Here is a 24,454-nt window from a genome sequence, read left to right as displayed (position 1 = left end):
CTTTAAAGTGCAAGGAAATCGCTTGCTGAGTCTTGCTGGGCCTGTGTGTGCCCTGAGGTGAGGTGGCGTCTTGGGCCGTCCAGAACGACCGGTCGACCCCGACGCCGGGCCCGTGCAGAACTTCGCGCGCGCCTTGCGGTCGCTGCGCAGAGAGGGCTTACGCACAGGCCTGTGGAGCGGATCCGGACGAGTGGGAGCGCCGTCGGGAGGCCGTCGCCGAGGAGGCGGCGCCGCAGGGGAGCGACGAGGGGGACTCGCCCTATCAGGGGCTGGCGAGGTTCGAGCCGGGGGACCGGGACCTGTTCTTCGGCCGGGACCGGTTGGTCGAGGACGCGTTGCGGCTGGTGCTGGACCACCGGTTCGCGGTGCTGCACGGCATCTCGGGCAGCGGGAAGTCCTCACTTCTGCGGGCCGGGTTGCTCCCGCGTCTGGAAGACCTGATGCGGGAGCGGGCCTGCGATACGGAACTCCGGCTGATCACGCCGGGGCCCCGGCCCGCCGCCACCCACGAGCGGCTGCTCGACCCGCCGCCGGACGGGCCGGAACGGTTCGTGGTGGTGGACCAGTTCGAGGAGATCTTCACGCTGTGCCGGGACCGGGCCGACCGCTGGCGGTTCGTGGACCGCCTCCTGGCCGCCCGGGACCCGGCGAGCCGGCTGCGCGTGGTGATCGCGGTGGGCGGCAGCTTCCACCCCCGGTGCGTGCAGCACGACGGTCTGGCCGACGTACTGCGACACAACGCCCTGGCCGTGCGCCCCATGAGCCGGGCGGAGTTGCAGGAGGCGGTGGTCAGGCCGGCCACGGCGGCGGGGCTGCGGGTGGAGCGGGAGCTCACCGCCCGGATCGTCGAGGAGGCCACGGACCGGCCCGGCGCGCTGCCGATGCTCTCGCAGGCCCTGCGGGAGACCTGGCGGAGACGGACCAGCGGTGTTCTGACGCTGGCCGCGTACGAGGCGGCGGGCGGCATCCACGGCGCGATCGCCGCGGCCACCGAGGAGGTCTACGGCGGTCTCTCGCCCGTCCAGGCCGCCACCGCCCGTCGACTGTTGCTGGCGCTCATCACCCCCGGCGAGGGCAGCGCCGACACCCGTCGCCCGGTCAGCCGCGACGATCTGCGCGAGTGGCCCGATCCCGAGCTGCCCGTCGTCCTCGACCGGCTCGCCCGCGCCCGGCTGGTCATCCTGGACGAGGCAAACGTCGAACTCACCCACGAGGCCCTGATCACCCACTGGCCGCGGCTCCAGGGGTGGATCGAGACGAACCGGGAACGGCTGCGCGAGCACCGGCGACTCAGCGAGGCCGCGCGGCTGTGGAAGGAGCGCGACCACGACCCCGGCAGCCTCTACCGGGGAACCCATCTCGCCATCGCCGACCAGCTGTTCGACCGGGGAACCAGCGACCAGGACCTCACCGGGCGGGAGCGGGCCTTCCTCAGTGCCTCTCGGGTCGCCGACTCCATGGAGCACTGGAAGGCGAGGCGGACACGACGGCGGATGCGGTCACTGGCGGTAGGGTGCACCGCCGTCGTGGTGGGCGCGCTTCTCGCCGCGCAGATCGCCTGGCAGCGCAGCCACACGGCCGACCTGGAGAACGTCCGCGCCACGGCCCTGGAAGCCGCCGCTCTCGCCGCCCAGACCCAGTCGGTCGATCCCCGTACCGCCGCCCTGCTCAGCGTCGCCGCCTGGCGGCTCGCCCCCTCCCCGGTCAGCCGCGCGGCCCTGATCGGCACACTCGCCGAACCCGAGGACGACATCCTGACCGGGCCGGTGCTCGGTGACCACGACCGTGCCTTCCTCGTCGACTCCGGCCGCACCCTGCTGGTTGCGGGGACCGGTACCTGGTCCTCCTGGGACGTGGCCACACACCGCCCCACCGGATCGGGTCCGCTGCCGGACGGCCGGGTGGCCGAGGCGGACCCGGCGGGCCGGACCCTTCTGACCGTCGGTGGGCGCCTGTGGCACCTGACCGCGGGGACCGGTACCGGTCGTCCCGTGACGGGTGGCCGGGTGTTCGGCTTCGGGGCCGACGGGCACAGCTATGTCGTACGGGACTCCGGGCCGGACCCCGAGGTGCGGCTGCGTGCGGTCGACGGCGGCAGGACGTTGTTCGAGGCGGCGGGCGACGCCTATCCCGTCCCCTCGCCCGATGACCGCTTGGTGGCCGTCTGCCGGCCGGACCGGCCGCCGCAGGTGTGGGACACCGCCCGCGGTGTGACCAGGCCAGGCGACTGGGAGACCCTCCGGCCGGTGGGCTGCTCCTCGGCGACCGTCGCCTTCGGCGCGGACGGCGGACGGCTCGCCATGGTCACGGACACCGGCGTCCGCGTCTGGGACACGGCCACCGGGCGACGACTCGCCGACCTCGCCGGGGCGGCGGTCACCGGGCACCTCGCCTTCACGCCGGACGGAGCGTTCCTGGCCGCGTCCGGCACCGACGGCGTCACGGTCTGGCGGATCGCGGCGCCCAGGCTGCCGGTGCTGCGCCGGCCGGTGCCCCAGAGCTCCGTCACCGCCCTCGCCTGGGACCCCGCCGACAGGACTCTGCGCTATCTGACGGGCAGCACCGTGCACTCCCTCGACCTCGCCGCGGGCCTGGCAGCGCCCTGGCGCGAGCGACCCGTGGACGCCGTACTGCTCAGTCCGGACGGCCGCCTCCTGGCCACCGCGCAACGGATCGGGGCCGGTTACCGGATGCGGCTCCAGGAGACCCGTTCCGCCCGTGTCGTCGCCGAACTGGCCATCCCCCGCCGGGACCGCGAACCCCTCGGGGCCTCCCGGCCGCTGCTGGCCTTCAGTCCGGACAGCCGCAGCATCGCCTACGGCACCGCAGCGGTGTCCGGGCCCGTGCACACCACACGGTTCGCGATACGCGACGTCTCGCAGACCGGCCGGAAGGCCACCACCTTCGACGTGACGGGTCCGGCCGGGTCCACGGCCCGCACCATCGTCCTCACCGCGCGCGGCCGGAAGCTGCTGGTCGGCTGGAGCACGCCCGCGGGCTCCCTCGTCGGTCAGGTCTGGGACACCTCGGACGGGCTTCCGTGGGCGCGCTCGGACGATCGGGCGGCCGTGGTCAAGGAGGCCATGGCCACCGGCTTCAGCAGCCGGATGGCCCTGTCGCCCGACGGACCCGACCCGCACCCCGCGTTCGTCGACGGAAGACAGGCGTACGCCCTCGCGGTCAGCGCCGGCGGTACGCACACGGCCACGGGCGGGGCCTTCGGCACGGTCACCGTGTGGGACACCGGAACGGCCCGAGTCCCGCGGGCCGTGATCCCCGCGCCCGCCGCCGACGCCGACTGCGCGGCCTGCGCACGCGTCACCGCCCTGGCCTTCAGCCCCGACGGCACCACCCTCGCCATCGCCTACGGCTCGGGAGCACTGACTCTGTGGGACCTCGACCTGAACCGGCCCCTGGGCGGCAGCCCGGCCGGCTCGGGCGACGCGATCGACTCGCTGGCCTTCGGCCTCGACGGCTACCTCTGGGCCGCCGGCCCGCACGTCTCCGTCCGCGCCTACCCGGTCGGCCCCGCACAGGTCGCCGCCCGGCTCTGTGCCCGCGCGGGCCGGCCCCTGACCGTCGCCGAGTGGCGGCGCTACCTTCCCGGAGTGTCCTATCGGCGCGTCTGTGACGGGCCGGGCCCGGACGACGGGTCCGCGCAGGTCGAGGCCGGCCCCGGCCTCGACGAGCCCACTCGCGCACCCTCGGCGGCGGCCGTGCTGCCGGACGCCGCCGACGGGACACCCCTGGCCTCCCCCGATCCCGGGCCCCGGGCACGGGCGGAACACCGGCCGGACGAGAACCGGGTCGGTCCGGGTGAGAAGCGGGCGGCTTACGGCGATAACCGGAAAGCGGAAATGCCGGCGTCCGGAGAAAAGCGGACCGAGGGAAATCCGTCGGCGCTCCGGAACACGTCCCGGTCCTCGCACGGAGACACGAACGGACCGGGTCACCGGCCCACTCGGTAGCACCGATCAGCCACCAGGGCCCACTGACACGTCCGCGCAACCTCGCCGTGAAGGTGGTGTCACACAGCCGTTTCATACCCGGCGGCAAAGTCGCCGATCGCGTTGTTTACTCCCCTGACCTGCATTGATCAACAACTCCGAGGCTCCGAAAGTGGATGTCGAACGGCCCGCTCCACCGCCGACTCCCCCCCGGTTCGGCGGTGGCGCGGTCACCGTGCCGGCCCTCACACCCCGAGGGCCGGCAAATCCAAATGCGCAGAGCAGTTACCGGATTTTCGTCAGCCGAGCTTTCCCACGTCATGGAAAGCCGACTTTCCCCTGGAGTATTCGATGCGATTCGCGCTCCGCACCACCCCCACCCGCCGCCTCGCCCGAAGTGCCGGTGCCGTCGCCGCCCTCGCGCTGGGCGCCTCCCTCATGGCCGCCCCGCAGTCGTACGCCGCCAACAGCCCCACCATCGCGGAGCTCCTCCAGCGCTGCGGCTCGGCCGACGTGTGCAAGTTCCACCCGCAGAGCTACACCGCGTACACCGGCCCGGCCCACGTGATCGGCACCCCCGCGTACAACTGCGCTCACGAGATCAACCCCAGCACCGTCAGCTGGTCGGACACGACCTCCGCCACGAACACGGTCGGCGTCTCGATCGAGGCGAGCATGGAGTTCTGGAAGGTCTACAAGGTCTCCGTCGAGGCCTCGTACTCCCACTCCTGGACGACCTCGCACACCGACACCGACACCAAGACGGTCAACATCCGCCCCGGATACAAGGGCTGGCTCGAGCGCGGCACCGCCAAGCAGAAGGCCAAGGGCTGGTACGAGTTCCACTTCGGCAAGCGCTACTACGGCCACTACATCTGGTACATCAACAACTACCAGGCGGCGGCCTGGGACGGCGACCACCCCAACAACGGCTACGTCACCATGAAGGACAGGCCCATGACGTCCGCCGAGCGCGCCGCGCACCACTGCTGAACCGTCCCGTAGGACAGCGGGCGGCCGGCGCCGGGCAACGGACCGCGCCGGGCCGCCCGCCCCCACCGAGAAGTGGTGTTCCGTGATGCCAGACAGTCGTCTTCGTCCGCGTGCCGCCGTCGCGGCCGCCCTCTGTTCGCTGCTGTTCCTCGCGGGCTGCGGCGGCGCGGCGAAGGGAAACAGTGCGACCGCCTACGCGGACGAGGTGGGGCCGACGGTGATCGGCACCGACGGTTCGGCCGAGAGCCGGGTCGTTGCGGCCCTGTACGGCGAACTGCTCGCCGACGCGGGCGTGAAGGTGCGTATGGCGAACACCCGTTACTCCTCGCCCGCGGACACCACGCGTGCCGTGGCGGAGGGTCGGATCGGTCTCGCGCCCGCCTACGAGACCTCGACTCTGCGCGCCCTGCCCGCGGCTCAGACCCTGCCCGGCAACATGGCCGCCACCCTCAGCATGGCCCTGCCCCCCGGCATCGACGCCCTGCCCCCCGCACGGGCCCAGAACGGCGTCGTCCTCGCGGTCACCCGGGCCACCGCCCACAAGCACGGCCTGCGCACCCTCGCCGACCTCGCGAACGCCGGCCGCCTCACCCTCGGCGGCCCCGCCTCCGGCGATCCGGACGCCCCGTCGGCCGCCTCGCTGCAAAAGGTCTACGGCACCCACCTCACCGAGACCGGTACCTCGGCCACCGCCGACGTCCTGGTCCTGCACGGCACCGACCCCGTCATCACCCGGGACGGCCTGGTCGTGCTGACCGATCCGAAGAACGCCCTGCCGCCCGAGCACGTCTTCCCGCTCATCGGCGCCCCCTATGCGGATCTGGCCGCAAGCAAAGCCCTGGCCAGCCTCAACTCCCGGCTCACCACGACTCAGTTGGCCGCACTGGCCGCCGACGTCGACGGCGGGGCCTCCCCGTCCGGCACGGCTCGGACATGGCTGCGGTCCAACGGCCTGCTCGGCTGAGCCCTCCCCACCCTCCCCGAAAGCGAAAGGCACCCCCGACATGGGCAACCTCCGCAGAAAGCTCACCATCGCCGCGCTCGCAGTTGCATCCGCCACGGGTGTCCTCGCGGCGCCCGCGACGGCCAGCGCCGCCACCGCCAACGTGCAGATCAAGATCTGCAACGACAACGGCTCCGCCCTGAAGTTCTTCCTCGTCGGCGACAACGACCACGGCGACTCGGTCAACTCCCGGTTCTGGGACGTCCCGGCCAACGGCTGCACAACGGCCTGGAACTACTGGTGGCAGGCGAACAGCTCGGTCGAGTTCCACTACGTCCGTCCCCCGGGCGGCTGGACCTGGCACCAGGTGTACGTCCCGAAGTCCAAGAACGGCCGTACCTTCACCTACCACCAGTCGTAGACACGACCACCGCCCGCCCCGGGACCCGTTGCGACAGGACGTCGGCAAAGGTGTCCCCGGGGCGGGCGTAGCGTAGACGGCATGTCGAAGTACGGATCCTTCCCCGGTACGCGTCCTCGGCGGTTGCGTACCACCCCCGTCATGCGCCGGATGGTCGCCGAGACCCGGCTGCACCCCGCTGACTTCATCCTTCCGGCGTTCGTGCGGGAGGGCGTCAGTGAGCCCGTGCCGATCGCGGCCATGCCCGGGGTCGTACAGCACACGCGGGACAGTCTGAAGAAGGCGGCCGCGGAGGCCGTGGCTGCCGGGGTCTCCGGGATCATGCTCTTCGGGGTGCCGGAGGAGTCGAAGAAGGACGCTCTGGGGACGCCGGGGACCGATCCGGACGGGATTCTTCAGGTCGCCATCAGGGACGTGCGGGCCGAGGTGGGGGACGAGCTGCTCGTCATGTCCGACCTGTGTCTCGACGAGACCACCGACCACGGGCACTGCGGGGTGCTGGACGACCAGGGGCGGGTCGACAACGACGCCACCCTGGAGCGGTACGCCGAGATGGCCCAGGTGCAGGCCGACGCGGGCGCCCATGTCGTGGGGCCCAGCGGGATGATGGACGGGCAGATCGGGGTCGTGCGGGACGCCCTTGATCAGATCGGGCGGGAGGATGTCGCCATCCTCGCCTACACCGTCAAGTACGCCTCCGCCTTCTACGGTCCCTTCCGGGAGGCCGTCGGCTCGTCGCTGCAGGGTGACCGGAAGACCTATCAGCAGGATCCCGCGAACGTGCGGGACTCGCTGCGGGAGCTCGCCCTCGATCTGGAGGAGGGCGCCGACATGGTGATGGTCAAGCCGGCCGGGCCCTATCTCGACATCCTGGCGCGGGTCGCCGACGCGGTGGACGTGCCCGTCGCCGCCTATCAGATCTCCGGGGAGTACTCGATGATCGAGGCCGCCGCGGAGAAGGGCTGGATCGACCGGGACCGGGCGATCCTGGAGGCGCTGACCGGGATCAAGCGGGCCGGGGCGCGGAACATCCTCACCTACTGGGCGACCGAAGTGGCTCAGAAGCTCGGCTGACGAAGTCGCCGCACGGCGTGTTGCGGCAACGTTTCGAGCTCGGTCCGGACACGGCCCGAGCTCGAACCGGCCAACGTCCGGATAACAACCCCTACTTCGCCTGGTGATCTTCTGGTGTTCTGTCCGTAATTCGCAACCGGATGTGGTGGATTTGTCGGGCCGCGTCGAACCTTCGGCTTGATGGACCGCTTACATCCGCCGAATTGACGAGTTCCCGACATCCTCCATATCTTCTGCGCCTGGCCTGATCCATTCGGAACGGTTCCGAACGGCGATCTCTGGGGGGACACCACCATGAGCTGGTTCATCGAGGTACTCAAGAAGTACGCAGTCTTCAGCGGCCGTGCTCGCCGCAAGGAGTACTGGATGTACATGCTGTTCGTCGTGATCATCTACGCCGTGCTGCTGGGTATCGGCATCGCGGCCAAGGTGGCGTGGCTGCCGATCATCTTCTACGTCGGGATCCTGCTGCCGAGCCTGGGTGTCACGATTCGCCGTCTGCACGACACGGGCCGCAGCGGCTGGTGGATCCTGTTCGGCCTGGTTCCGCTCGTCGGCGGCATCACCCTGTTCGTCTTCTCGGTGCTGGACAGCGAGCCCGGTGACAACAAGTACGGCCCCAACCCGAAGCTCGCCCCGGCGCACGTGTGACGCCGTAACTCCGCTTCGAGGCCGCCCGGTCAGTGCCGGGCGGCCTTCTGGTTTTCCGCGGGGACGAGGGGGGCCGCCCTGTTCGTGGCCGGGCCCTCGTCGCGTACCCCCTGGCCGTCGTTGCACCCCGCGAGGACGGGGAGCGTGAGGACGGCGAGCAGGGCGAGGGCGGTCGTACGGGGTGTGTGGCGGGTGGGCATGGGAACAGGCTGCGGGTGCGGACGGGTGTTCGCCAGCGCCAGCTGTGAATCCGGGACGCCTTCTGGGCGGGGACCGCTGTGACCTGCGTGGACGTGCTGTCCCGAGTGTCTCGCGCGGGACGCGGGACGGGGCATGTCGGGCACCGGGCACCATCAACTGCCGCCGCGAGTTAGGTTCTTGACCAACGTGATGGTTGTCCGTTGAAGGACCGACTCATAGGGGAGACGCCCATGTCCGGTGACGCGCTGAGCCAGGACCCGGCCGAACTGGCCAAGAGGATCGACACCACCAAGGCACATCCTGCCCGCGTCTACGACGTCTTCCTCGGCGGCAAGGACAACTACCCCGCCGACCGCGAGGCGGCCGCCGCCGCGCTCGCCGCCAACCCGCGCGGTTACCTCGACGTACGCCACAACCGCGACTTCATGCGACGGGCCGTCGACCGGCTGGCCGAGCGGGACGGCATCCGGCAGTTCCTCGACATCGGCACCGGGCTGCCCACCGCCGAGAACGTCCACCAGATCGCCCAGCGGATCCGGCCCGACGCACGGGTCGTATACGTCGACAACGATCCGGTGGTGCTGGCGCATGCCCGTGCGCTGCTCACCAGCGGGCCCGAGGGGTGTACGGACTACATCGACGCCGACTTCAAGAGCCCCGCGCAGATCCTCGAACAGGCCGCCAAGACCCTGGACTTCGACCAGCCGATCGCACTGTGCCTGGTCGCGATCCTGCACTTCGTGGAGGACGACGAGGCCTATCCGATCGTGCGGGAGCTCGTGGAGGCGCTGCCCGCGGGGAGCCGGATCGTGCTCAGCCATCTGACCGACGAGATGCATCCCGAGCCCACCCGCGCGGTCCAGCGGACCTACACCGAGCGCGGGTTCACCTTCGTGTTCCGGTCCAAGGCGGAGGTGGAGCGGTTCTTCACCGAGGTGCCGGGGGTCTCGCTGGACGAGCCCGGTGTGGTGCCCGCGCATCTGTGGCACCCCGGGCCCGCGCCCGCGCCGCCCGCGATCGACGCGGAGGACTTCGACTCCCTCGACGACATCGAGAAGATCCGCTACCGGGACATCAACGACGTCACGGACGACGACATCAACGTCTACGCGGCCACCGGCACGAAGAGCTGAGGAGCGGGCGCCCGGCGTCCGTATCGCGGAAAGGTACGTGTAGGCGGCACTCGGTTCTTTAGGCTGCGCGGCACCAGTCGCCGCAGTCCGCAGTCGAAGGAGCCGATCCATGACGGTGCCCACGCTCGCCTCCGTGCCGCCGCTCGCCGCCCGGGCCCGGACGGTCGGTGGGTCGCCGGTACGGGACATCCTCGCCGTCACCGCCCGCCCCGAGGTGATCAACTTCGCGGGCGGGCTGCCGGCGCCCGAACTCTTCGACGCCGAGGGCATCGCGGACGCGTATCGCGCGGTGCTGGAGGAGGTGCCCGAGCGGGCGCTCCAGTACTCGACCACCGAGGGCGAGCCCGTGCTGCGGGCGGCCCTGGCCGAGCGGATGTCGGTGCGCGGGCTCGCCACCGACGCCGACGACGTCCTCGTCACCACCGGCTCGCAGCAGGCGCTGTCGCTGCTCGCCACCGCGCTGATCGAGCCCGGGGACACGGTCCTCGTCGAGAGTCCCTGTTATCTGGCCGCTCTTCAGGCCTTCGGGTTCGCGAGTGCCCGGGTGCTGGCCGTGCCGGGGGACGACGAGGGGCCCGATCCCGTGGCGCTGGAGGAACTCGTGCTGCGGGAGCGGCCCAAGCTGCTCTACACCGTGCCCACCTTCCAGAACCCGACCGGGCGGACCATGTCCGCCGAGCGCCGGGCCGCCGTCGCGTCCGTGGCCGCGCGGTGCGGGCTGTGGATCGTCGAGGACGACCCGTACGGCGAACTCCGCTTCGAGGGCGGGCGGGTGCCGTGGATCGCCGCCCACGAGGAGGTCCGCGACCGGGTCGTGCTGCTCGGGTCCTTCTCCAAGGTCATGGCACCGGGACTGCGGCTCGGCTGGCTGCGGGCACCCGGCGGGCTGCGGCGGGCCTGCGCGGTCGCCAAGCAGGCCGCCGATCTGCACACCCCGACCGTCAACCAGCTCGCCGCGGCACGGTACTTGGCGGACCGGGACCTCGACGCGCATGTGGCGCGGGTCGCGGACGTGTACCGGGAGCGGCGGGACGCCATGCTCGCCGGGCTGGCCGAGGCCCTGCCCGACGGGTCGACCTGGACGCGGCCCGAGGGCGGCATGTTCCTCTGGGCCCGGCTTCCGTCGTCGTACGACACGACCGCGCTGTTGCCGCAGGTCGTGCGGCGGGATGTGGCCTACGTCCCTGGCGCGCCCTTCTACGCCGGTGAGCCCGACCGGTCGACCCTGCGGCTGTGCTTCGTGACGCAGACGCCGGGGGAGATCGGGGAGGGGCTGCGGAGGCTGGGGGAGGGACTGCGGGACTGAGGGGCCTTACCCGTCCTCGCCTGTCGAGGTCCAGAAGGTCACGGTCGGACCGTAGGAGCCGTCCTCCTCGTCGCTGACCTCGACGAGGATCTCGCGATCCGGGTAGCGCGAGGAGAGGATCCCCTGCCAGCACTCTCCGAGCGCCAGGGCGAGTTGGGGCAGCTCCTCCCCGAGCCTGTCGTCGTCCGTCAGGGCGGTGTTGTTGAAGGTGTCCCACAACTCGACGTGATTGACGACGACTTCGATGCGAGGTCGATCGTCACCCAGCTTCGTGAACCACTCGTCGACAGTGCTCTGCCGGAAGCGCTCCTTGAGGAACACACCACCGCGGTACTCAACCGTCTCGGGGCAGAACAGCCAGGCCGCGGCCAGGACGAACCGAAGGCCGCCCTCGAAGTCGAGGTAGTTGTCCAGGTCGAGATCCTCGTTCTTCCACTCGGTCCGCCACTTCTTGAAGAAGGCCGGCAGCTCACGCTCGGACCACGACGGTTTGACGCTGCTCACGGGATCTCCCAGGATCAGTCCCACCAGAAGGACCAGACACGCCGACCCAGCACCGCGTGTTCGGCGTACTCGGTCAGGGTCTCGTGATCCCCCTGGGTGATGTTGTCCGGGCAGAACGCGAAGTGCTCGGCGGCGACGGCCTCCGCTTCCTCCGTCGTCGTGGGCGGCGCGGCGACGGAGACGGTCAACTGGTCGAAGCTGAGCGCGATGACACGTATGCCGAAGCGGTCCTCCCAGGAACGGAGGATCGAGCACAGCCGGGCCGTGTCACCCTCGAAGTTCACCGGTCCCGTCCAGCCGATGGCCGCCGGGATGTCCGCGCTGCGGCGGGCCGGGACCAGGGCGAGGCGCGGGTCCTTGAACCAGGAGCCCTCGTCGAGGAGCGCGTCGGCGGTCTCGGCGGCGCGGGTGTCGGGGTCGGCGGGGAGGGACTCGGGGGACGGGGCCACGCCGGGCCATGCCTCGTCGTAGGGGGCGATCGTCTCGTCGAGGTCGTCGGGCTCCTCGACCGCGTACGCCCAGTACTCCGCCAGCAGCTCCTCCGGATCGTGGTCCCCGGGGTACGACATCTCCCCGGGCATCAACTCCCACTCCTCGGGCCCGCCTTGCGTACCGCCGACGTCTACCAGCACCGGCAGCAGGCCGGAGCGTGCGGCCGGGGTCCCGAGGGCGGTCCACGCCCCGGAGGACGCCGCGTACTCGGCATGCCACAGCAGCGGTTCGTGCCAAGGGCCGTCGTCGGTCGCGTCGATCAGTCTCCCGAGCGGGAGCCCGAGCCCGAGGGAACGCCCGCTCGGGTCTGCCGCGAGGGTGGGGAGCGGGTTGGGAAGAGTCGCCATGTCAGTGACTGTAGGGGCCGCCACTGACAATGGCCGACGGGGCTACTTGAGACCGGTGGTGAAGGCAGTCCAGGTGGTGGGGGTTACCTGGAGGGTGGGGGCGGGGTTCTTGGAGTCGCGGATGTGGATGGTTTGGGGGCGGACGGCCACTTCGAGGCACGCGCCGCCTTCACTGCCGCTGTACGTCGACTTGAACCACTGAAGTGCTTCGGCGCTCATTGCTCTCCTAGCCGGCGGTCGAGCAGATCCCTGGAGTCCTGTGTGGTCAGGGCCTGCGTCCGCAGCATCGCATATTTACGCGCCAGCTTGGACACCTCATCGGCATCGGAGACCCACTGGCTGCCGCGCTGCGATTCGGTATACGCCAAGTGCTGGTGGTCCGGTGTTTCGAGGAGGATGAAGGGGCCGTCCAGACCGGCGTGACAGGGACTATCAAGCGGCAGGAACTGGAGGGACACACAGGGCAGTTCAGCGATCGTCCGAAGATGGCGCAGCTGGTCCTTTCCGCTGATCCTCATGTGCAGCACCGGCTCCCACACGATGAAACTCAGCGTCGGCGGGTTCCTGCGGTGCAGGATCTCCTGACGCTCCAGGCGGGCCGCCGTACGCGTCTCGATCTCGTCCTCGTCGTACGCGGGAACGCGGTTGCGGAGTACGGCCCGGACGTACTGGTCGGTCTGGAGGAGGCCGGGCAGGACCGCGTTGTCGTACCAGGACAGGGAGATGGCCTCCCGCTCATGCTCCATGTACAGCTCGGCCCACATCGGGAACTGGTCGATGTCCGGCAGGTTTGCCACGCCCGCCGCCAACATCCCCTTCGTGTCCAGGACTTCGTCCAGCAGGGCCGCCAGGTCAGGCTTCAGGGTCCGTCTGCCCTGTTCGATCGACGCGATGGTCTCCTCGTCGACGCGGACGAGGTCGCCGAGGGCGGTCTGGGTGTGGCCCGCGGCGCGGCGGGCCGTGCCCAGCTGCTTGCCCAGCATCTTCATGGACGTGAGGTTCTTCGGCCGCGGCGGCTTCCTGGCGCTCATGCAGGTCTCCATCCCCCTCGGGACACGTACGTCACCGGGTGCGAGCCCGTACAAAAAATCTGTACAGGTTCACCGAGTGATCAACGGTAGTCACTCTCCGCGACTCTCGTCCCGTGAACGAGACGACCCGACTACCGCTCCTGCGCGAGAGGTTCTTCCGCCGCGAACGCCGATCCGCGCAGGCCGCACGCCGTTTCACCGCCGAGGTCCTCACCGGATGGGGCCTCGGCGGAACGGAACTCGCCGACGACGTACTGCTGTGTGTGAGCGAGCTGGTGACCAACGCGGTGATCCACGGGGTGCCGCCCGGGCGGCAGTTGAGGCTGCTTCTGCGGCGTGAGGGGCGAATGCTGGTCGTCGAGGTCCATGACAGCGGGGGTGGGACGCCCCATGTGGTCCACGACGGCGATGAGGGCGGCCGGGGGCTGCTGCTGGTCGCCGCGCTGAGCGACAAGTGGGGGGTGCGGGAGCGGGAGCCGGGGAAGGCGGTGTGGTGCGAGTTCGGGTGGGTCTCGAAGGCGCTGGGCCGACCAGTAGGCTCACGGTGACCGTGTCATAGGAGAGCAGCGACCGAGGGACGCCATGGACGTGGACGACCTGTGCAAGAACTGAAGCGCGGGCAGATCTGGACCGTGCCCACGGTGGGGCGGGACCGTACGGTGGTCGTCGTCCAGAACGACCACGTCGCCGATCTGCACCAGGACGCTGTCCTGTGCGTCCTGGTCGACACCTCCGGGGAGCGCGGGGAGTCCCTGGTCACCGTGCGCATCACCGTGCCGCTTCAGGGCATGGTTCTGGCACCCGACCTCCACAACTACCGGCTCACCCGCTTCGAACAGGGCACGTACCACGGTGATGTTCCCGGTGAGCAGATGGAACGCATCGACATCGCACTGCGGGCGGTACTGAGCCTTTGACGGCGTTTCGGCTCTGGTGTCAGTGGGTCCCGATATCTTGGGGATCAGTACGACCTAGGGGGACGAGATGGCCGACCAGCCGGTGCTCGCGCAGTTGCACTTCGGACGTGAGGACGCCGAACGGGACGTGACCGAGGGGCTGTTGCTGCGCGGTGGCTTTCTGCCGAACGCCGCGTACCGGGGCGCGCTCAGCGGGCGCAAGATGCTGATCATCGGGCGCAAGGGGTCAGGCAAGAGCGCCATCTGTATGCGGTTGATGTCGGACGCCGGGCATGCGGGCGGGAAGGTGCTGGTCACGCCTGACGAGGCCGCGGGGGAGGAGATCCGGCGGTTCGAGTTGCAGGGGCTGCCCGGGGATTCGGCCAAGGCGCTGATCTGGCGGTACGTGTTCGCCGTACACGCTGCTCGGCACCTCGTCGACCACGCCAAGGGTGCGCATGAGGGCGGCCACAAGACCGACTCGGTGAAGGCGCTCGGACGGTTCCTCAAGCAGAACGGCGAGGCGGCGGGCGGGGGCGGCCGGCTGGTGGAGCGGCTGGCGCAGGGGGCGCGGGGGCTGCAGACCTCGCTGTCACTGGAGGCCTTCGGGGTCAAGGCGAGCGTGGATCTCGCCCAGTCGCCGTCCGAAGGGGCCCGCGCGGCACGGCAGTTGGAGATCGTCGAGCAAGGGGTGGCGCGGGCCTTCACCGACCTGGGGTGCGACGGCGTCGTACATCCGCCGCTGCTGCTGATGGTCGACCAGCTGGAACAGGTGTGGTCCGCCGAACCGGACAGCAACTCCATGGTGATCGGGCTGCTGCTGGCGGCCAAGCACGCGGCGAGCCTGTACGGGCGTTCGGTGCGGTTCCTGCTGTTCCTGCGCGCCGACATCTACGACTCGCTGTCCTTCGGGGAGGGCGACAAGTTCCACGGGGACGAGCTGAGGATCGCGTGGACCGAGCAGGCCCTGCGGGACCTTGCGCTGGCGCGGGCGCGGGCCTCTGTCGGGGAGGAGCTGACCGAGGAGCGGCTGTGGAAGGAACTGTTCCCCGAGACGGTGGACGGGGAGGAGATCACCGGCCATCTCTTCGGCCGCTGTCTGCCGAGGCCCCGGGACGCCATCCAGTTCCTCAACCTGTGCCAGGAGAAAGCATGGCTGGACCATGAGCGGGACCGGATCACCGAGGCGGACGTGGCGCAGGCGGGCCGGCAGTTCTCGGAGTGGAAGCTCAAGGATCTGACCTCGGAGTACCTGGTCGCGCACCCGTTTCTCCGTAACCTCTTCCCGCTCTTCCAGAACACCGGATACGTCGTCACGCGGGCCGCGCTCACCCGCCGTTTCGAGGCGGCCGCCGAGACGCTCCACCACGACTTCCCCGCGTACGCCAACGCGTTGACGCTGCCCGGCGTCATCGACGTGCTCCACGGGGCCGGGTTCCTCGGGGTGCGGCGCGGCAACGACGTGGTGTACGCGGGTGACGACGGGCTGCCGGTCCAGCCGCACGAGACGGAGTTCCAGGTCCATCCGTGCTTCCGGGCGGCGCTGGGCGCGACGACCGCCTTCGACCTGCGGCGCTATGAGCCCCAGTTGGCGGACGCGCGCGTGTCGTCGGGCAACTTCGGTCCCGCCGGGTCAGGTTCGTCCTCCCTCAACCGCGACGACCGGCTGCTGATGCAGCTCGGGCGCTCCTGCCACTCGATCCTCGCGCAGGTGGGGCGGGCGGTGGGGCTGACGAGGGACGTCCGGGACGAGATCACGCTCCAGGTCAGCCGCGTACTGGGCGAGGTCAACCGCATCCCTCCCGGGGCCGCCGCGTCCGTCGGCGTCGACGTGGACGACTACCTCCTCACCACCGCCCACTACTTCAATGGCCTCGCGGCCCAACTTCGTGCCAGTGGCCTGGAGGAAAGCACGGGCATCGGAGAAGTGGCCGGCCGCGTGGAGGAGGAGGAACGGCGACTGCGGCGCTCGGCGGGCGGGTCGTACGGCAGCTCAGGTGAGTCGGGAGGGCCCTGAAGGCGCCATACTCGTAAGCAAGTTGTGGGTCGGACCGCCGACGCCGACGGGGGAGGACACCGGTGCTGAACGAAGTGCTCGCCGGGCGGTTCAGGATCACTGCTCTGCTGGGCTCCGGCGGTATGGGGCAGGTCTGGGCGGCCGAGGACGAGCGGATGCGTCGGGATGTCGCGGTCAAGGTCGTGCATCCGCAGTACGGCGCGGGTGAGACCGAGGCGCGGGACAGGTTCGAGCGCGAGGTGCAGCTGGCTGCGCGTCTGACCCATCAGAACATCGTGACCGTCCATGACTGGGGAGAGGTCTCTGTCGGCGGCCGTCAGACCCTGTACCTCGTGATGGAGCTGGTTCAGGGGATCTCCCTGGACAAGGAGTTCAAGAAGTCCACCCGCACGCCCTGGCCGCTTGCCGCCGGATGGGCCGCACAGATCGCCCAAGCGCTGCATGCCGCGCATCGCCAGAACGTCATCCACCGAGACATCAAGCCGGCGAACGTGCTGCTCACGCCCGACGGGACGTTGAAGGTGCTGGATTTCGGGATCGCGAAGTTCCTCGGCGACACTGTCGGCGCCCGTAAGCTGACCGCCCCGGGCGCCCTGCTCGGTACCCCGGCCTACATGTCCCCGGAGCAGATCGAAGCCAGCGGGGGGATCGACCGCCGCAGCGACCTCTACTCCCTGGGCTGTCTCCTGTATCACGCGGTGACAGGGAGCCCGCCCTTCGGTGGGGCCAGCCCATGGTCCATCGTCCTCAGACAGCAGCAGGACACTCCCACGCCCCCGAGCAGGATTGCCACAGGCCTTCCGGCGGCCCTGAACGGCCTCATCATGAGCCTGCTCGAAAAGTGCCCCGAGGACCGGCCCTTCGACGCTGCGGCCGTTCACGAGACCCTGGTGGCGATCCTGGTGAACCATGCCCTTGCCTCACCCGGCGGCGACACCGTGGGCATCGCGCAGCTCGGTCACAGCGCCCCCCTCGTTGGGCAGTTCGTGAGAACGGCGCGGAGGCAGGCGGACCACCTGCTGGCGGAGGCCCAGGAGGAGGCCGCGCTCATCGTCGCGCAGGCCGAGGAGATCAAGACCGCGGCGACCCACGGAGCCAAGCGCACTGTCGAGGCGGTCAGGCGCGAGCTGGAGAGCCTCATACGGCGCACCGAGTACATCGACGCGGAGATCGAGACGATCACCGCGCCGGTGACCGAAGAGGACTACTACAAGGTCTTCAAGCTGTCCATAGACGGCAGCTATCCCACCGAGGACCTGTTCCTGGAGAACGTGAAAGAGATGTACGGCCGCACGCTCCCGCCGGACGACGCCCACCGCATGGTCCTCCGCTTCATCAACCGTCATACGGCGGAGTTGCAGGAGGACCACATCGCGTAGGCCAGCCGACAGGTCAGAGCTTCTCGGGCGTCCTGATGCCCAGCAGGGCCATCCCCTGGTGCAGGGTGCGGGCTGTCAGGTCGCACAGGAACAGGCGGTTTTCCACCTGGGCCGGGGTGTCGGCCTTCAGGACCGGGCACTTGTCGTAGAAGGACGTGTACAGGGAGGCCAGCTGGTAGAGGTACGCCGCCAGCTTGTGCGGGGCGTACTCCGCGGCCGCCTCGAAGACGGTGTCGCCGAACGCGTCCAGATGCAGGCCCAACGCCCGCTCCGCCTCGGCCAGTTCGAGCTCCGGGTGGGCGCCCGGCCGTACCTCTCCCGCCTTGCGCAGGATCGACTGGATACGGGCGTACGCGTACTGGAGGTACACGGACGTGTCGCCGTTCAGCGAGACCATCTGGTCCAGGTCGAACTTGTAGTCGCGGCTGGGGGACGTGGACAGGTCGGCGTACTTCACCGCGCCGATGCCCACCTGCGTCGCGCGCTCCTGGATCTCGTCCTCGGTGAGGTCCAGCGCCTTCTCCCGTACGACCTCCGCCGCCCGCTGCACCGCCTCGTCCAGCAGATCCTCCAGCCGGACCGTCTCGCCCTCACGCGTCTTGAACGGCTTGCCGTCCGCGCCCAGCACCGTGCCGTAGCCCATGTTGTGCGCGGTGACCTCGTCGGTCAGCCAGCCCGCCCGGCGGGCGGTCTCGAAGACCATCTTGAAGTGGAGGGACTGGCGTACGTCCACGACGTAGAGGAGTGTCGTCGCGTGCAGGTCGGTGACCCGGTTGCGGATCGCCGTCAGGTCGCTCGCCGCGTAGCCGAAGCCGCCGTCCGCCTTCTGCACGATCAGCGGGACCGGCTGGTCGTCCTTGCCGCGGATCTCGTCGAAGAAGACGACCAGCGCGCCGTCGGAACGGACCGCCACCCCCATCTCCTCCAGGAGACGGGCGGTCTCGGGCATGCCCTCGTTGTACGCGGACTCCCCGACGATCTCCTCGTCACGGATCTCCATGTCCAGCTTCTCGAAGACCGAGTAGAAGTAGACCTTCGACTCGTCCACGAACTGCTGCCAGAGTTCCAGGGTTTCCTTGTCGCCGGACTGGAGGGCGACCACCCGCTTCCGGGCCCGCTCCTTGAACTCCTCGTCCGCGTCGAAGACCGCACGCGACGCCTTGTACACCCGGTTCAGGTTCGACATGGCCTGCTCGCCGTCGACCTGGTCCGCGGGGGCCAGCTCGCCGGGGTTCTCGAACAGGTACTGGATCAGCATGCCGAACTGGGTGCCCCAGTCGCCGATGTGGTGCCGGCCGATCGTCTTCTCGCCGGTGAAGTCGAGCATCGCGCGCAGCGCGTCGCCGATGACGGCGGAGCGCAGGTGGCCTACGTGCATCTCCTTGGCCACGTTCGGCTGGGCGTAGTCGACGACCGTGGTGCCGGGCTGCTCCGCGAGGGGGACGCCCAGACGATCCGTGTCGGCGTACCGGGCCGCGAGGTTCTCGGTGATCGCCCGGTCCGTCAGCGTGATGTTCAGGAAGCCGGGGCCGGAGACCTCGACATCCTTGATCGCCTCGCCGGTGGTGATCCCGGCGACGACCTGCGTCGCCAGCTCTCTCGGGTTCGCCTTGGCCTTCTTCGCGAGCGCCAGGATGCCGTTCGCCTGGAAGTCGGCCCGGTCACTGCGTCGCAGCAGGGGGTCCGCGGAGGTCTCCGGCAGTGCTGCGGAGATCGCGGAGGTGAGCTGCTGGTTGACGGCGTCGCTGAGGGACGTGACCGGGGCCATAGGAGTGGGTGCCGTTCTCCTCGTGGGATCAGATAGACCCCGTCAGTATCCCATGGGGGGTAAAGCGGTTTTCGCGCCCGCATTGCGGTCTGTGACAATGGAGCGTCACCCGTTCAGAAAGAAGGACGTGCCGATCGTGGGTCAGAGCACCGAGACCACCGACTGGGTCTCCCGTTTCGCGGATGAGGTCATCGAGGAGTCGGAGCGTCGGGCCCCCGGCAAACCCGTGGTCGTCGCCTCCGGACTGTCCCCGTCCGGACCGATTCACCTGGGCAACCTGCGCGAGGTCATGACCCCGCACCTCGTCGCCGACGAGATCCGGCGCCGTGGACACCAGGTGCGGCACCTCATCTCCTGGGACGACTACGACCGCTACCGCAAGGTCCCGGCCGGTGTCGCGGGCGTCGACGAGTCGTGGGCCGAGCACATCGGCAAGCCCCTGACCTCCGTGCCCGCACCGCAGGGGTCGTCGCACCCGAACTGGGCCGAGCACTTCAAGGCCGCCATGGTCGACGCGCTCGCCGAGCTCGGCGTCGAGTTCGACGGCATCAGCCAGACCGCGCAGTACACCTCCGGCGTCTACCGCGAGCAGATCCTGCACGCCATGGCGCACCGCGGTGACATCGACGCGATCCTCGACCAGTACCGCACCAAGAAGGCCCCCGCTGCTGCCAAGAAGCAGCAGAAGCCTCTCGACGAGGCCGAGGTCGAGGCCGCCGAGGGGTCCGGCGCGGCCGCCGAGGACGACGGGTCCTCCGGATCCGCCGGGTACTTCCCGTACAAGCCCTACTGCGGCAACTGCGAGAAGGACCTCACCACGGTCACCTCCTACGACGACGCCACGACCGAGCTGTCGTACACCTGCAACGCCTGCGGCTTCGCCGAGACCGTCCGGCTCAACGAGTTCAACCGCGGCAAGCTGGTCTGGAAGGTCGACTGGCCGATGCGGTGGGCGTACGAGGGTGTCGTCTTCGAGCCGAGCGGTGTCGACCACTCGTCCCCGGGGTCGAGCTTCCAGGTGGGCGGCCAGATCGTCGGGATCTTCGGCGGGAAGCAGCCCATCGGGCCGATGTACGCGTTCGTGGGCATCTCCGGGATGGCGAAGATGTCGTCGTCCAGGGGCGGGGTCCCTACCCCCGGCGACGCGCTGAAGATCATGGAGCCGCAGCTCCTGCGCTGGCTCTACGCCCGCCGCAGGCCCAACCAGTCCTTCAAGATCGCCTTCGACCAGGAGATCCAGCGGCTCTACGACGAGTGGGACAAGCTGGACGCCAAGGTCGCCGAGGGGGCCGCTCTTCCGGCCGACGTCGCCGCGCACTCCCGTGCCGTGCGGACCGCGGGCGGCGAGCTGCCGACCACGGCCCGACCGCTGCCGTACCGCACCCTGGCCTCGGTCGCCGACATCACCGCCGGGCACGCGGACCAGGCGCTGCGGATTCTCAGCGAGCTGGACCCGTCTCATCCACTGGGGGCGCTGGACGAGGTCCGGCCGCGGTACGACAAGGCCGAGGCCTGGATCAACACGCACGTGCCCGCCGACCAGCGGACCATCGTGCGCGACGAGGCCGACGCCGAGCTGCTGAAGTCCCTCGACGAGGCCTCCCAGCAGTCCCTGCGGCTGCTGCTCGACGGTCTCTCCGACCACTGGTCGCTCGACGGGCTCACCCACCTCGTGTACGGCGTGCCCAAGGTGCAGGCCGGGTTCTCGGCGGACGCCACGCCCAAGGAGCTGCCGCCCGAGATCAAGACGGCTCAGCGGACGTTCTTCGCCCTGCTGTACCAGCTGCTCGTCTCGCGGGACACCGGGCCGCGGCTGCCCACGCTGCTGCTTGCGGTGGGGCAGGAGCGGGTTCGGGCGCTGCTCGGGGAGTGAGCGGTATGTGAGAGGGGCCCTCCGGTGTGGAGGGCCCCTTTCTTCATGTCCTTGCGGCTCAGGCGATGTGGTCTTCCTGGAGCTCCGCCGTGTGGCGGTTCGTGAAGCGGTTGACCATGCGCTCGGCGTCGCGCTGTGAGAGCACGACGCCGTGCGTCGCCTCCACGTCACCCCTGAGCTGGCCGGGGGAGGGGTAGCTGCCGTCTATCGACTTCTTGAAGACCTGGTAGAAGTCCTCCTCCGTCGGTTCCGGGGAGCCGCCGCCCTCTCCCAGCTCGCGGGTGCGGCCGTTGGCCACCGGGACGGGGAAGCTGCCGGTCTCCTCCATCGACGGTTCCCGGACAGGCTCCTCGTACTGGATCTGCTGGAGCTCGTACTGCTCGGCTTCCAGTTGCTCCTCGTACCAGCGGTTGTACTGCTCCGCGGGGTCGTAGTCGGGGTTGTAGCCGCCCTGGTACTCGACCTGCTTGGGGGTTTCGAACCAGGGGCTCTGGTCAGGTTCGGGCGTGTTGTCCAGTTGCTCTGGGTGGGGGTTGCTGTCGAGTTCGGGGCGCTGCCCGCTGAGGGGTGCCGCTCTCCTTGGGTCGGGAGCCGCCCCAGCGGCACGATTGCCCGCAGCTGCGGCGGAGGGGATTTCAGGCTGCTGCGGCGCCGGGGGCAGCAGAGCCGGTTCTATGCCCGCCGCTGCCAAGCCCGCCGGGGCCGTTTCCGCCAGGGGGACGCCGTACCTTGCCAGCCGCAGCGGCATCAGGCTCTCCACCGGGGCCTTCCTGCGCCAGGCTCGGCCGAAGCGGGAGTGGAGGCGGGCGCGGTAGACCAGGCGTTCCTGCTCCAGCTTGATGACCTGCTCGTAGGAGCGGAGCTCCCAGAGCTTCATACGGCGCCAGAGGAGGAACGTCGGGACGGGGGAGAGGAGCCAGCGGGTGAGGCGGACCCCCTCCATGTGCTTGTCCGCCGTGATGTCCGCGATCCGGCCGATCGCGTGCCGGGCCGCCTCCACCGACACCACGAACAGGATCGGGATCACCGCGTGCATCCCCACACCCAGCGGATCCGGCCAGGCCGCCGCGCCGTTGAAGGCGATCGTGGCGACCGTCAGCAGCCACGCCGTCTGGCGCAGCAGTGGGAACGGGATGCGGATCCACGTCAGAAGCAGGTCAAGGGCGAGCAGGACGCAGATGCCCGCGTCGATGCCGATCGGGAGGACATAACTGAAGTTCCCGAAGCCCTTCTGAACGGCGAGCTCACGGACGGCCGCATAGGACCCCGCGAAGCCGATGCCGGCGATGATCACGGCGCCGAACACGACCACGCCGATGAGCACGCGGTGCATTCGAGTCAGCTGCATGGGCGCGGCCACCCGTACTCCCCTCCCTGTACGTGTTGTTGCGCGCAACAGAGTGGCACATGTGTGCTGCGCACGGGTGGCCGGTCCAGGCCCTCAGTACTGCTTCAGCTCGTCTTCGCGGCCGACTTGGACGGAGATGCCGACTTCGAAGCCGACTTCGACGTGGACGCGGAAGGAGACGGCGACTTCGAGCCAGAAGCCGACTTCGACGGGGTCGGGCTCGCCGCGGCCTCGCCGTTCGCCACCGACACCGCCGACACCGCCTCCTTGGCGGCCTGCTCCGCGAGCTTCGAAAGACCGTCCGCGCTCGGCGTCTTGTCCCCCGCCAGACCGGCGCCGTTGTAGTCGACTGTCACCACGACGTTCTCCACGCGCGTGACGACGGTCTGCTGCTTGAAGGCGCCTTCCTTCTTCTTCAGGTCGTAACGCACCAGCGTCGCCACGTCACCCGTACCCGAGACCGCCTGCGACTTGGTGTTCTTCGCACCGGCCACCGACTCGGCGTCCTGGATCTGCTGCTCGTAGTACTTCTGCGCCTGCGCCTCACCCGTACCGCGAGAGGTGTCCGACTCGAAACGCAGCAGCGAGACGTTCAGCCAGCGGAACTGGGACCCCTTCACACCGTTGTTGTCGAGGCTGCTCCAGGAGCAGCTCCCGCGCGTGCCCGCCTCCGACGTGCCCTTCTTGCCCGCCTTCGGGGCCTCCGGGACCAGCGACTTCAGCGTCTTCGACGACAGCACCTTGCACGACTCGGGCAGCGACTTGTACGCCGCCGCCTGCACGGTCGGTGCCGCGCTCGCCGAAGCCGACGCCGAGGCACCGCTGTCCGCGCCCTTGGCGCCGTCGGAGGAGCTGCCACCGTCACTGCCGGAGTCGGAGGAGCAGCCGGCGGCGATCAGCATCACCGGGACTGCGGCCGCGCAGACAAGGACGCGGTGAAGACGCTTCGCTCTCCCCCACTGCCCGAAAGACGTGGGAGGGGCCCCCAGGCCACCCTGGTCACGCTCTGCTCGTCGCTGCATGGTTCCTTCACTCATGACGCTTGTGGTTCCTGCCGTCGGATCGGGTCCGAGGGGCCACGGTACGCGGTGAGGAAGCTGTGCGGTCCAGCTTCGAACGCTTCGTGCGCGTGCGTGAGGGGTGTGTGGAGAGCACTCAACCGGACAGTGACCCGTCCAGCTGAGAAGCCAGTTTCCGCGCGTTGTCCTGCATTTCCTTGCTGTCCGGCGTCACACCGATCGACGTCGGCTGCTCCTCGTACTCGATCGTCACGATCACGTTGGACGTGCGGAACGCCACAGTCACCTTGCGCTGCTGGGCCGTCGAACCCGAGCTGCTCAACACGTCGTCCAGGAACGCCTCGTCACCCAGATCGTCCAGCAGACGCGGCTGCAGATCGGTCGGCGTCGCGGAGGCCGAGTCACTGGGAGAGGAGGAGGCCGAACCACCGGCGGCGGGCGAGGAGGTGGCCGTAGGACTGGCCGTGCCACTCTCCTCCACGTCGGACGTCGCGCTGGACGTCGCCGTCACCGGCAGGTCCGCCTTCTCCTCCGTCTGCGCGAAGAGCTGCTGCGCCTGGCTGTCGTCGCTGACCGCGTTGTCGTACGACACCACACGCTCGAAGTCGACCGACAGGTACTCGGTGGCGTCCGTGGCCTCGACCTTCCAACGGCAGCCGACCTTGCGGTCCGTGTCGTAGGTGAGCGTGGCCTCGCCCTCGTAGGCCTTGGCGCGCTGGTCCTCGTCGGTGATCTGCTGGATGCCGGGCAGCAGTGCGTCGAGAGTGCTCTGGCTCACCACGCCACAGGGCTCGGGCAGGGTGCGGTACTTGCCGGGCTGGGCGACGGCGGAGGCGGTGCCGGCGTCGCCGGGGTTCGCGTCGTCCGTCGGGCTGTCGCCGCCGGAGCTGCCGGTGCAGCCGGCCAACAGCGCCGCGAGGAGGGCGGCGACGCCGGGTACGTAGGCCTTCCGCTGCACGGTGGGGCTCCTCTCGGAATGTCTCCGACTCGTGGGGATCTCAGTGTCCCCGCAGGTTATTCGCTTGCCGCACGGGGGTGATCCCTGGAGACAATGTGTATCGCACGCACAGCCGTGGACGCCGGTCCGTCATCCCATTCGTCGACCTTGGCA

General features: G+C 69.6%; 22 protein-coding genes. 13 read left to right on the top strand and 9 right to left on the bottom strand.

What is annotated here, in order from left to right:
• The first annotated feature begins 62 nt into the window (after positions 1 to 62).
• From AB0D34_RS39215 to AB0D34_RS39190, 6 genes are all read left to right on the top strand, one after another.
• Positions 63 to 3,968, top strand: coding sequence for a WD40 repeat domain-containing protein (locus AB0D34_RS39215; RefSeq protein WP_362670948.1), 3,906 nt, complete (start codon positions 63 to 65; stop codon positions 3,966 to 3,968).
• Positions 3,969 to 4,298: 330 nt separating this feature from the next.
• A complete protein-coding gene (locus tag AB0D34_RS39210; protein WP_362670946.1) occupies positions 4,299 to 4,940 on the top strand; it encodes a hypothetical protein in 642 nt (213 codons plus the stop codon).
• Positions 4,941 to 5,025: 85 nt separating this feature from the next.
• Positions 5,026 to 5,904 (top strand): glycine betaine ABC transporter substrate-binding protein, encoded by an 879-nt coding sequence (locus AB0D34_RS39205; RefSeq protein ID WP_362670943.1) that lies wholly within the window; start codon positions 5,026 to 5,028, stop codon positions 5,902 to 5,904.
• A 40-nt stretch (positions 5,905 to 5,944) separates the two neighbouring features.
• A complete protein-coding gene (locus AB0D34_RS39200) occupies positions 5,945 to 6,304 on the top strand; it encodes a hypothetical protein (protein ID WP_362670941.1) in 360 nt (119 codons plus the stop codon).
• Positions 6,305 to 6,385: 81 nt separating this feature from the next.
• Positions 6,386 to 7,378: a porphobilinogen synthase gene (hemB, locus tag AB0D34_RS39195; protein WP_362670939.1), complete on the top strand. Its 993-nt coding sequence runs from the start codon at positions 6,386 to 6,388 to the stop codon at positions 7,376 to 7,378.
• Positions 7,379 to 7,672: 294 nt separating this feature from the next.
• Entirely contained in the window at positions 7,673 to 8,029 is a 357-nt protein-coding gene (locus AB0D34_RS39190) for a DUF805 domain-containing protein (RefSeq protein WP_362670937.1), read from the top strand.
• Between the two features lie 29 nt (positions 8,030 to 8,058).
• On the opposite strand, the gene AB0D34_RS39185 is transcribed toward AB0D34_RS39190, so the two are convergent.
• Positions 8,059 to 8,229 carry a hypothetical protein gene (locus tag AB0D34_RS39185; protein ID WP_362670935.1) on the bottom strand — a complete coding sequence of 57 codons (171 nt, stop codon included), beginning with the start codon at positions 8,227 to 8,229 and terminating at the stop codon, positions 8,059 to 8,061.
• Positions 8,230 to 8,460: 231 nt separating this feature from the next.
• On the opposite strand from AB0D34_RS39185, the gene AB0D34_RS39180 reads away from it, so the two are divergent.
• The gene (locus AB0D34_RS39180; protein ID WP_362670933.1) at positions 8,461 to 9,363 is read left to right on the top strand and encodes an SAM-dependent methyltransferase; all 903 of its coding nucleotides are present in this window, start codon (positions 8,461 to 8,463) and stop codon (positions 9,361 to 9,363) included.
• A 109-nt stretch (positions 9,364 to 9,472) separates the two neighbouring features.
• Complete coding sequence (locus tag AB0D34_RS39175) at positions 9,473 to 10,669, top strand: PLP-dependent aminotransferase family protein (protein ID WP_362670931.1); 1,197 nt, start codon at positions 9,473 to 9,475, stop codon at positions 10,667 to 10,669.
• Between the two features lie 6 nt (positions 10,670 to 10,675).
• Here the strand turns inward: AB0D34_RS39175 and AB0D34_RS39170 are convergent, their stop codons facing one another.
• From AB0D34_RS39170 to AB0D34_RS39155, 4 genes are read right to left on the bottom strand one after another with little or no spacing between them, the layout of a single operon-like run.
• Positions 10,676 to 11,173 carry a hypothetical protein gene (locus AB0D34_RS39170; protein ID WP_362670928.1) on the bottom strand — a complete coding sequence of 166 codons (498 nt, stop codon included), beginning with the start codon at positions 11,171 to 11,173 and terminating at the stop codon, positions 10,676 to 10,678.
• A 14-nt stretch (positions 11,174 to 11,187) separates the two neighbouring features.
• Entirely contained in the window at positions 11,188 to 12,012 is an 825-nt protein-coding gene (locus AB0D34_RS39165; RefSeq protein WP_362670926.1) for a DUF4253 domain-containing protein, read from the bottom strand.
• A 42-nt stretch (positions 12,013 to 12,054) separates the two neighbouring features.
• On the bottom strand, positions 12,055 to 12,231 hold the full coding sequence (locus AB0D34_RS39160) for a DUF397 domain-containing protein (protein WP_362670924.1): 177 nt from the start codon (positions 12,229 to 12,231) through the stop codon (positions 12,055 to 12,057).
• Positions 12,228 to 13,043 carry a helix-turn-helix transcriptional regulator gene (locus AB0D34_RS39155; RefSeq protein WP_362670922.1) on the bottom strand — a complete coding sequence of 272 codons (816 nt, stop codon included), beginning with the start codon at positions 13,041 to 13,043 and terminating at the stop codon, positions 12,228 to 12,230. Before AB0D34_RS39155 ends, AB0D34_RS39160 begins: the two co-directional genes overlap by 4 nt.
• A 113-nt stretch (positions 13,044 to 13,156) precedes the next feature.
• Here AB0D34_RS39155 and AB0D34_RS39150 point away from each other — a divergent pair, with 113 nt between their 5' ends.
• The 4 genes from AB0D34_RS39150 to AB0D34_RS39135 all read left to right on the top strand — a co-directional run bounded on the left by AB0D34_RS39150 (position 13,157) and on the right by AB0D34_RS39135 (position 17,335).
• Positions 13,157 to 13,591 (top strand): ATP-binding protein, encoded by a 435-nt coding sequence (locus tag AB0D34_RS39150; protein ID WP_362670919.1) that lies wholly within the window; start codon positions 13,157 to 13,159, stop codon positions 13,589 to 13,591.
• A 51-nt stretch (positions 13,592 to 13,642) separates the two neighbouring features.
• Entirely contained in the window at positions 13,643 to 13,960 is a 318-nt protein-coding gene (locus tag AB0D34_RS39145; RefSeq protein ID WP_362670917.1) for a type II toxin-antitoxin system PemK/MazF family toxin, read from the top strand.
• Positions 13,961 to 14,027: 67 nt separating this feature from the next.
• Entirely contained in the window at positions 14,028 to 15,956 is a 1,929-nt protein-coding gene (locus tag AB0D34_RS39140; protein ID WP_362670914.1) for a hypothetical protein, read from the top strand.
• Positions 15,957 to 16,018: 62 nt separating this feature from the next.
• Positions 16,019 to 17,335, top strand: coding sequence for a protein kinase (locus AB0D34_RS39135; RefSeq protein ID WP_362670911.1), 1,317 nt, complete (start codon positions 16,019 to 16,021; stop codon positions 17,333 to 17,335).
• A 13-nt stretch (positions 17,336 to 17,348) separates the two neighbouring features.
• Here AB0D34_RS39135 and argS read toward each other — a convergent pair whose 3' ends face one another.
• Positions 17,349 to 19,103 (bottom strand): arginine--tRNA ligase, encoded by a 1,755-nt coding sequence (gene argS / locus AB0D34_RS39130; protein ID WP_362670908.1) that lies wholly within the window; start codon positions 19,101 to 19,103, stop codon positions 17,349 to 17,351.
• Between the two features lie 127 nt (positions 19,104 to 19,230).
• Here argS and lysS point away from each other — a divergent pair, with 127 nt between their 5' ends.
• Positions 19,231 to 20,976: a lysine--tRNA ligase gene (gene lysS, locus AB0D34_RS39125; protein ID WP_362670905.1), complete on the top strand. Its 1,746-nt coding sequence runs from the start codon at positions 19,231 to 19,233 to the stop codon at positions 20,974 to 20,976.
• A 58-nt stretch (positions 20,977 to 21,034) separates the two neighbouring features.
• Here the strand turns inward: lysS and AB0D34_RS39120 are convergent, their stop codons facing one another.
• The 3 genes from AB0D34_RS39120 to AB0D34_RS39110 all read right to left on the bottom strand — a co-directional run bounded on the left by AB0D34_RS39120 (position 21,035) and on the right by AB0D34_RS39110 (position 24,301).
• Positions 21,035 to 22,324 (bottom strand): DUF2637 domain-containing protein, encoded by a 1,290-nt coding sequence (locus tag AB0D34_RS39120; RefSeq protein WP_362670902.1) that lies wholly within the window; start codon positions 22,322 to 22,324, stop codon positions 21,035 to 21,037.
• Positions 22,325 to 22,428: 104 nt separating this feature from the next.
• Positions 22,429 to 23,226, bottom strand: coding sequence for a DUF3558 family protein (locus tag AB0D34_RS39115; RefSeq protein WP_362670900.1), 798 nt, complete (start codon positions 23,224 to 23,226; stop codon positions 22,429 to 22,431).
• A gap of 253 nt (positions 23,227 to 23,479) precedes the next feature.
• Entirely contained in the window at positions 23,480 to 24,301 is an 822-nt protein-coding gene (locus tag AB0D34_RS39110) for a DUF3558 domain-containing protein (RefSeq protein ID WP_362670897.1), read from the bottom strand.
• Between the last annotated feature and the right edge of the window lie 153 nt (positions 24,302 to 24,454).

Source organism: Streptomyces sp. NPDC048420 (assembly GCF_040651535.1).
Classification (GTDB): Bacteria; Actinomycetota; Actinomycetes; order Streptomycetales; family Streptomycetaceae; genus Streptomyces.
This window is presented reverse-complemented; position numbering and strand designations above follow the sequence as displayed.

Bases quoted from the DNA above. Each gene is read 5' to 3' on its own strand.
- AB0D34_RS39175 (WP_362670931.1), top strand. From the start codon at position 9,473: ATGACGGTGCCCACGCTCGCCTCCGTGCCGCCGCTCGCCGCCCGGGCC.
- hemB (WP_362670939.1), top strand. From the start codon at position 6,386: ATGTCGAAGTACGGATCCTTCCCCGGTACGCGTCCTCGGCGGTTGCGT.
- AB0D34_RS39205 (WP_362670943.1), top strand. From the start codon at position 5,026: ATGCCAGACAGTCGTCTTCGTCCGCGTGCCGCCGTCGCGGCCGCCCTC.
- AB0D34_RS39155 (WP_362670922.1), bottom strand. From the start codon at position 13,043: ATGAGCGCCAGGAAGCCGCCGCGGCCGAAGAACCTCACGTCCATGAAG.
- AB0D34_RS39210 (WP_362670946.1), top strand. From the start codon at position 4,299: ATGCGATTCGCGCTCCGCACCACCCCCACCCGCCGCCTCGCCCGAAGT.
- AB0D34_RS39190 (WP_362670937.1), top strand. From the start codon at position 7,673: ATGAGCTGGTTCATCGAGGTACTCAAGAAGTACGCAGTCTTCAGCGGC.
- AB0D34_RS39185 (WP_362670935.1), bottom strand. From the start codon at position 8,229: ATGCCCACCCGCCACACACCCCGTACGACCGCCCTCGCCCTGCTCGCC.
- AB0D34_RS39120 (WP_362670902.1), bottom strand. From the start codon at position 22,324: ATGCAGCTGACTCGAATGCACCGCGTGCTCATCGGCGTGGTCGTGTTC.
- AB0D34_RS39200 (WP_362670941.1), top strand. From the start codon at position 5,945: ATGGGCAACCTCCGCAGAAAGCTCACCATCGCCGCGCTCGCAGTTGCA.
- AB0D34_RS39160 (WP_362670924.1), bottom strand. From the start codon at position 12,231: ATGAGCGCCGAAGCACTTCAGTGGTTCAAGTCGACGTACAGCGGCAGT.
- AB0D34_RS39115 (WP_362670900.1), bottom strand. From the start codon at position 23,226: ATGCTGATCGCCGCCGGCTGCTCCTCCGACTCCGGCAGTGACGGTGGC.
- argS (WP_362670908.1), bottom strand. From the start codon at position 19,103: ATGGCCCCGGTCACGTCCCTCAGCGACGCCGTCAACCAGCAGCTCACC.
- AB0D34_RS39165 (WP_362670926.1), bottom strand. From the start codon at position 12,012: ATGGCGACTCTTCCCAACCCGCTCCCCACCCTCGCGGCAGACCCGAGC.
- AB0D34_RS39140 (WP_362670914.1), top strand. From the start codon at position 14,028: ATGGCCGACCAGCCGGTGCTCGCGCAGTTGCACTTCGGACGTGAGGAC.
- AB0D34_RS39180 (WP_362670933.1), top strand. From the start codon at position 8,461: ATGTCCGGTGACGCGCTGAGCCAGGACCCGGCCGAACTGGCCAAGAGG.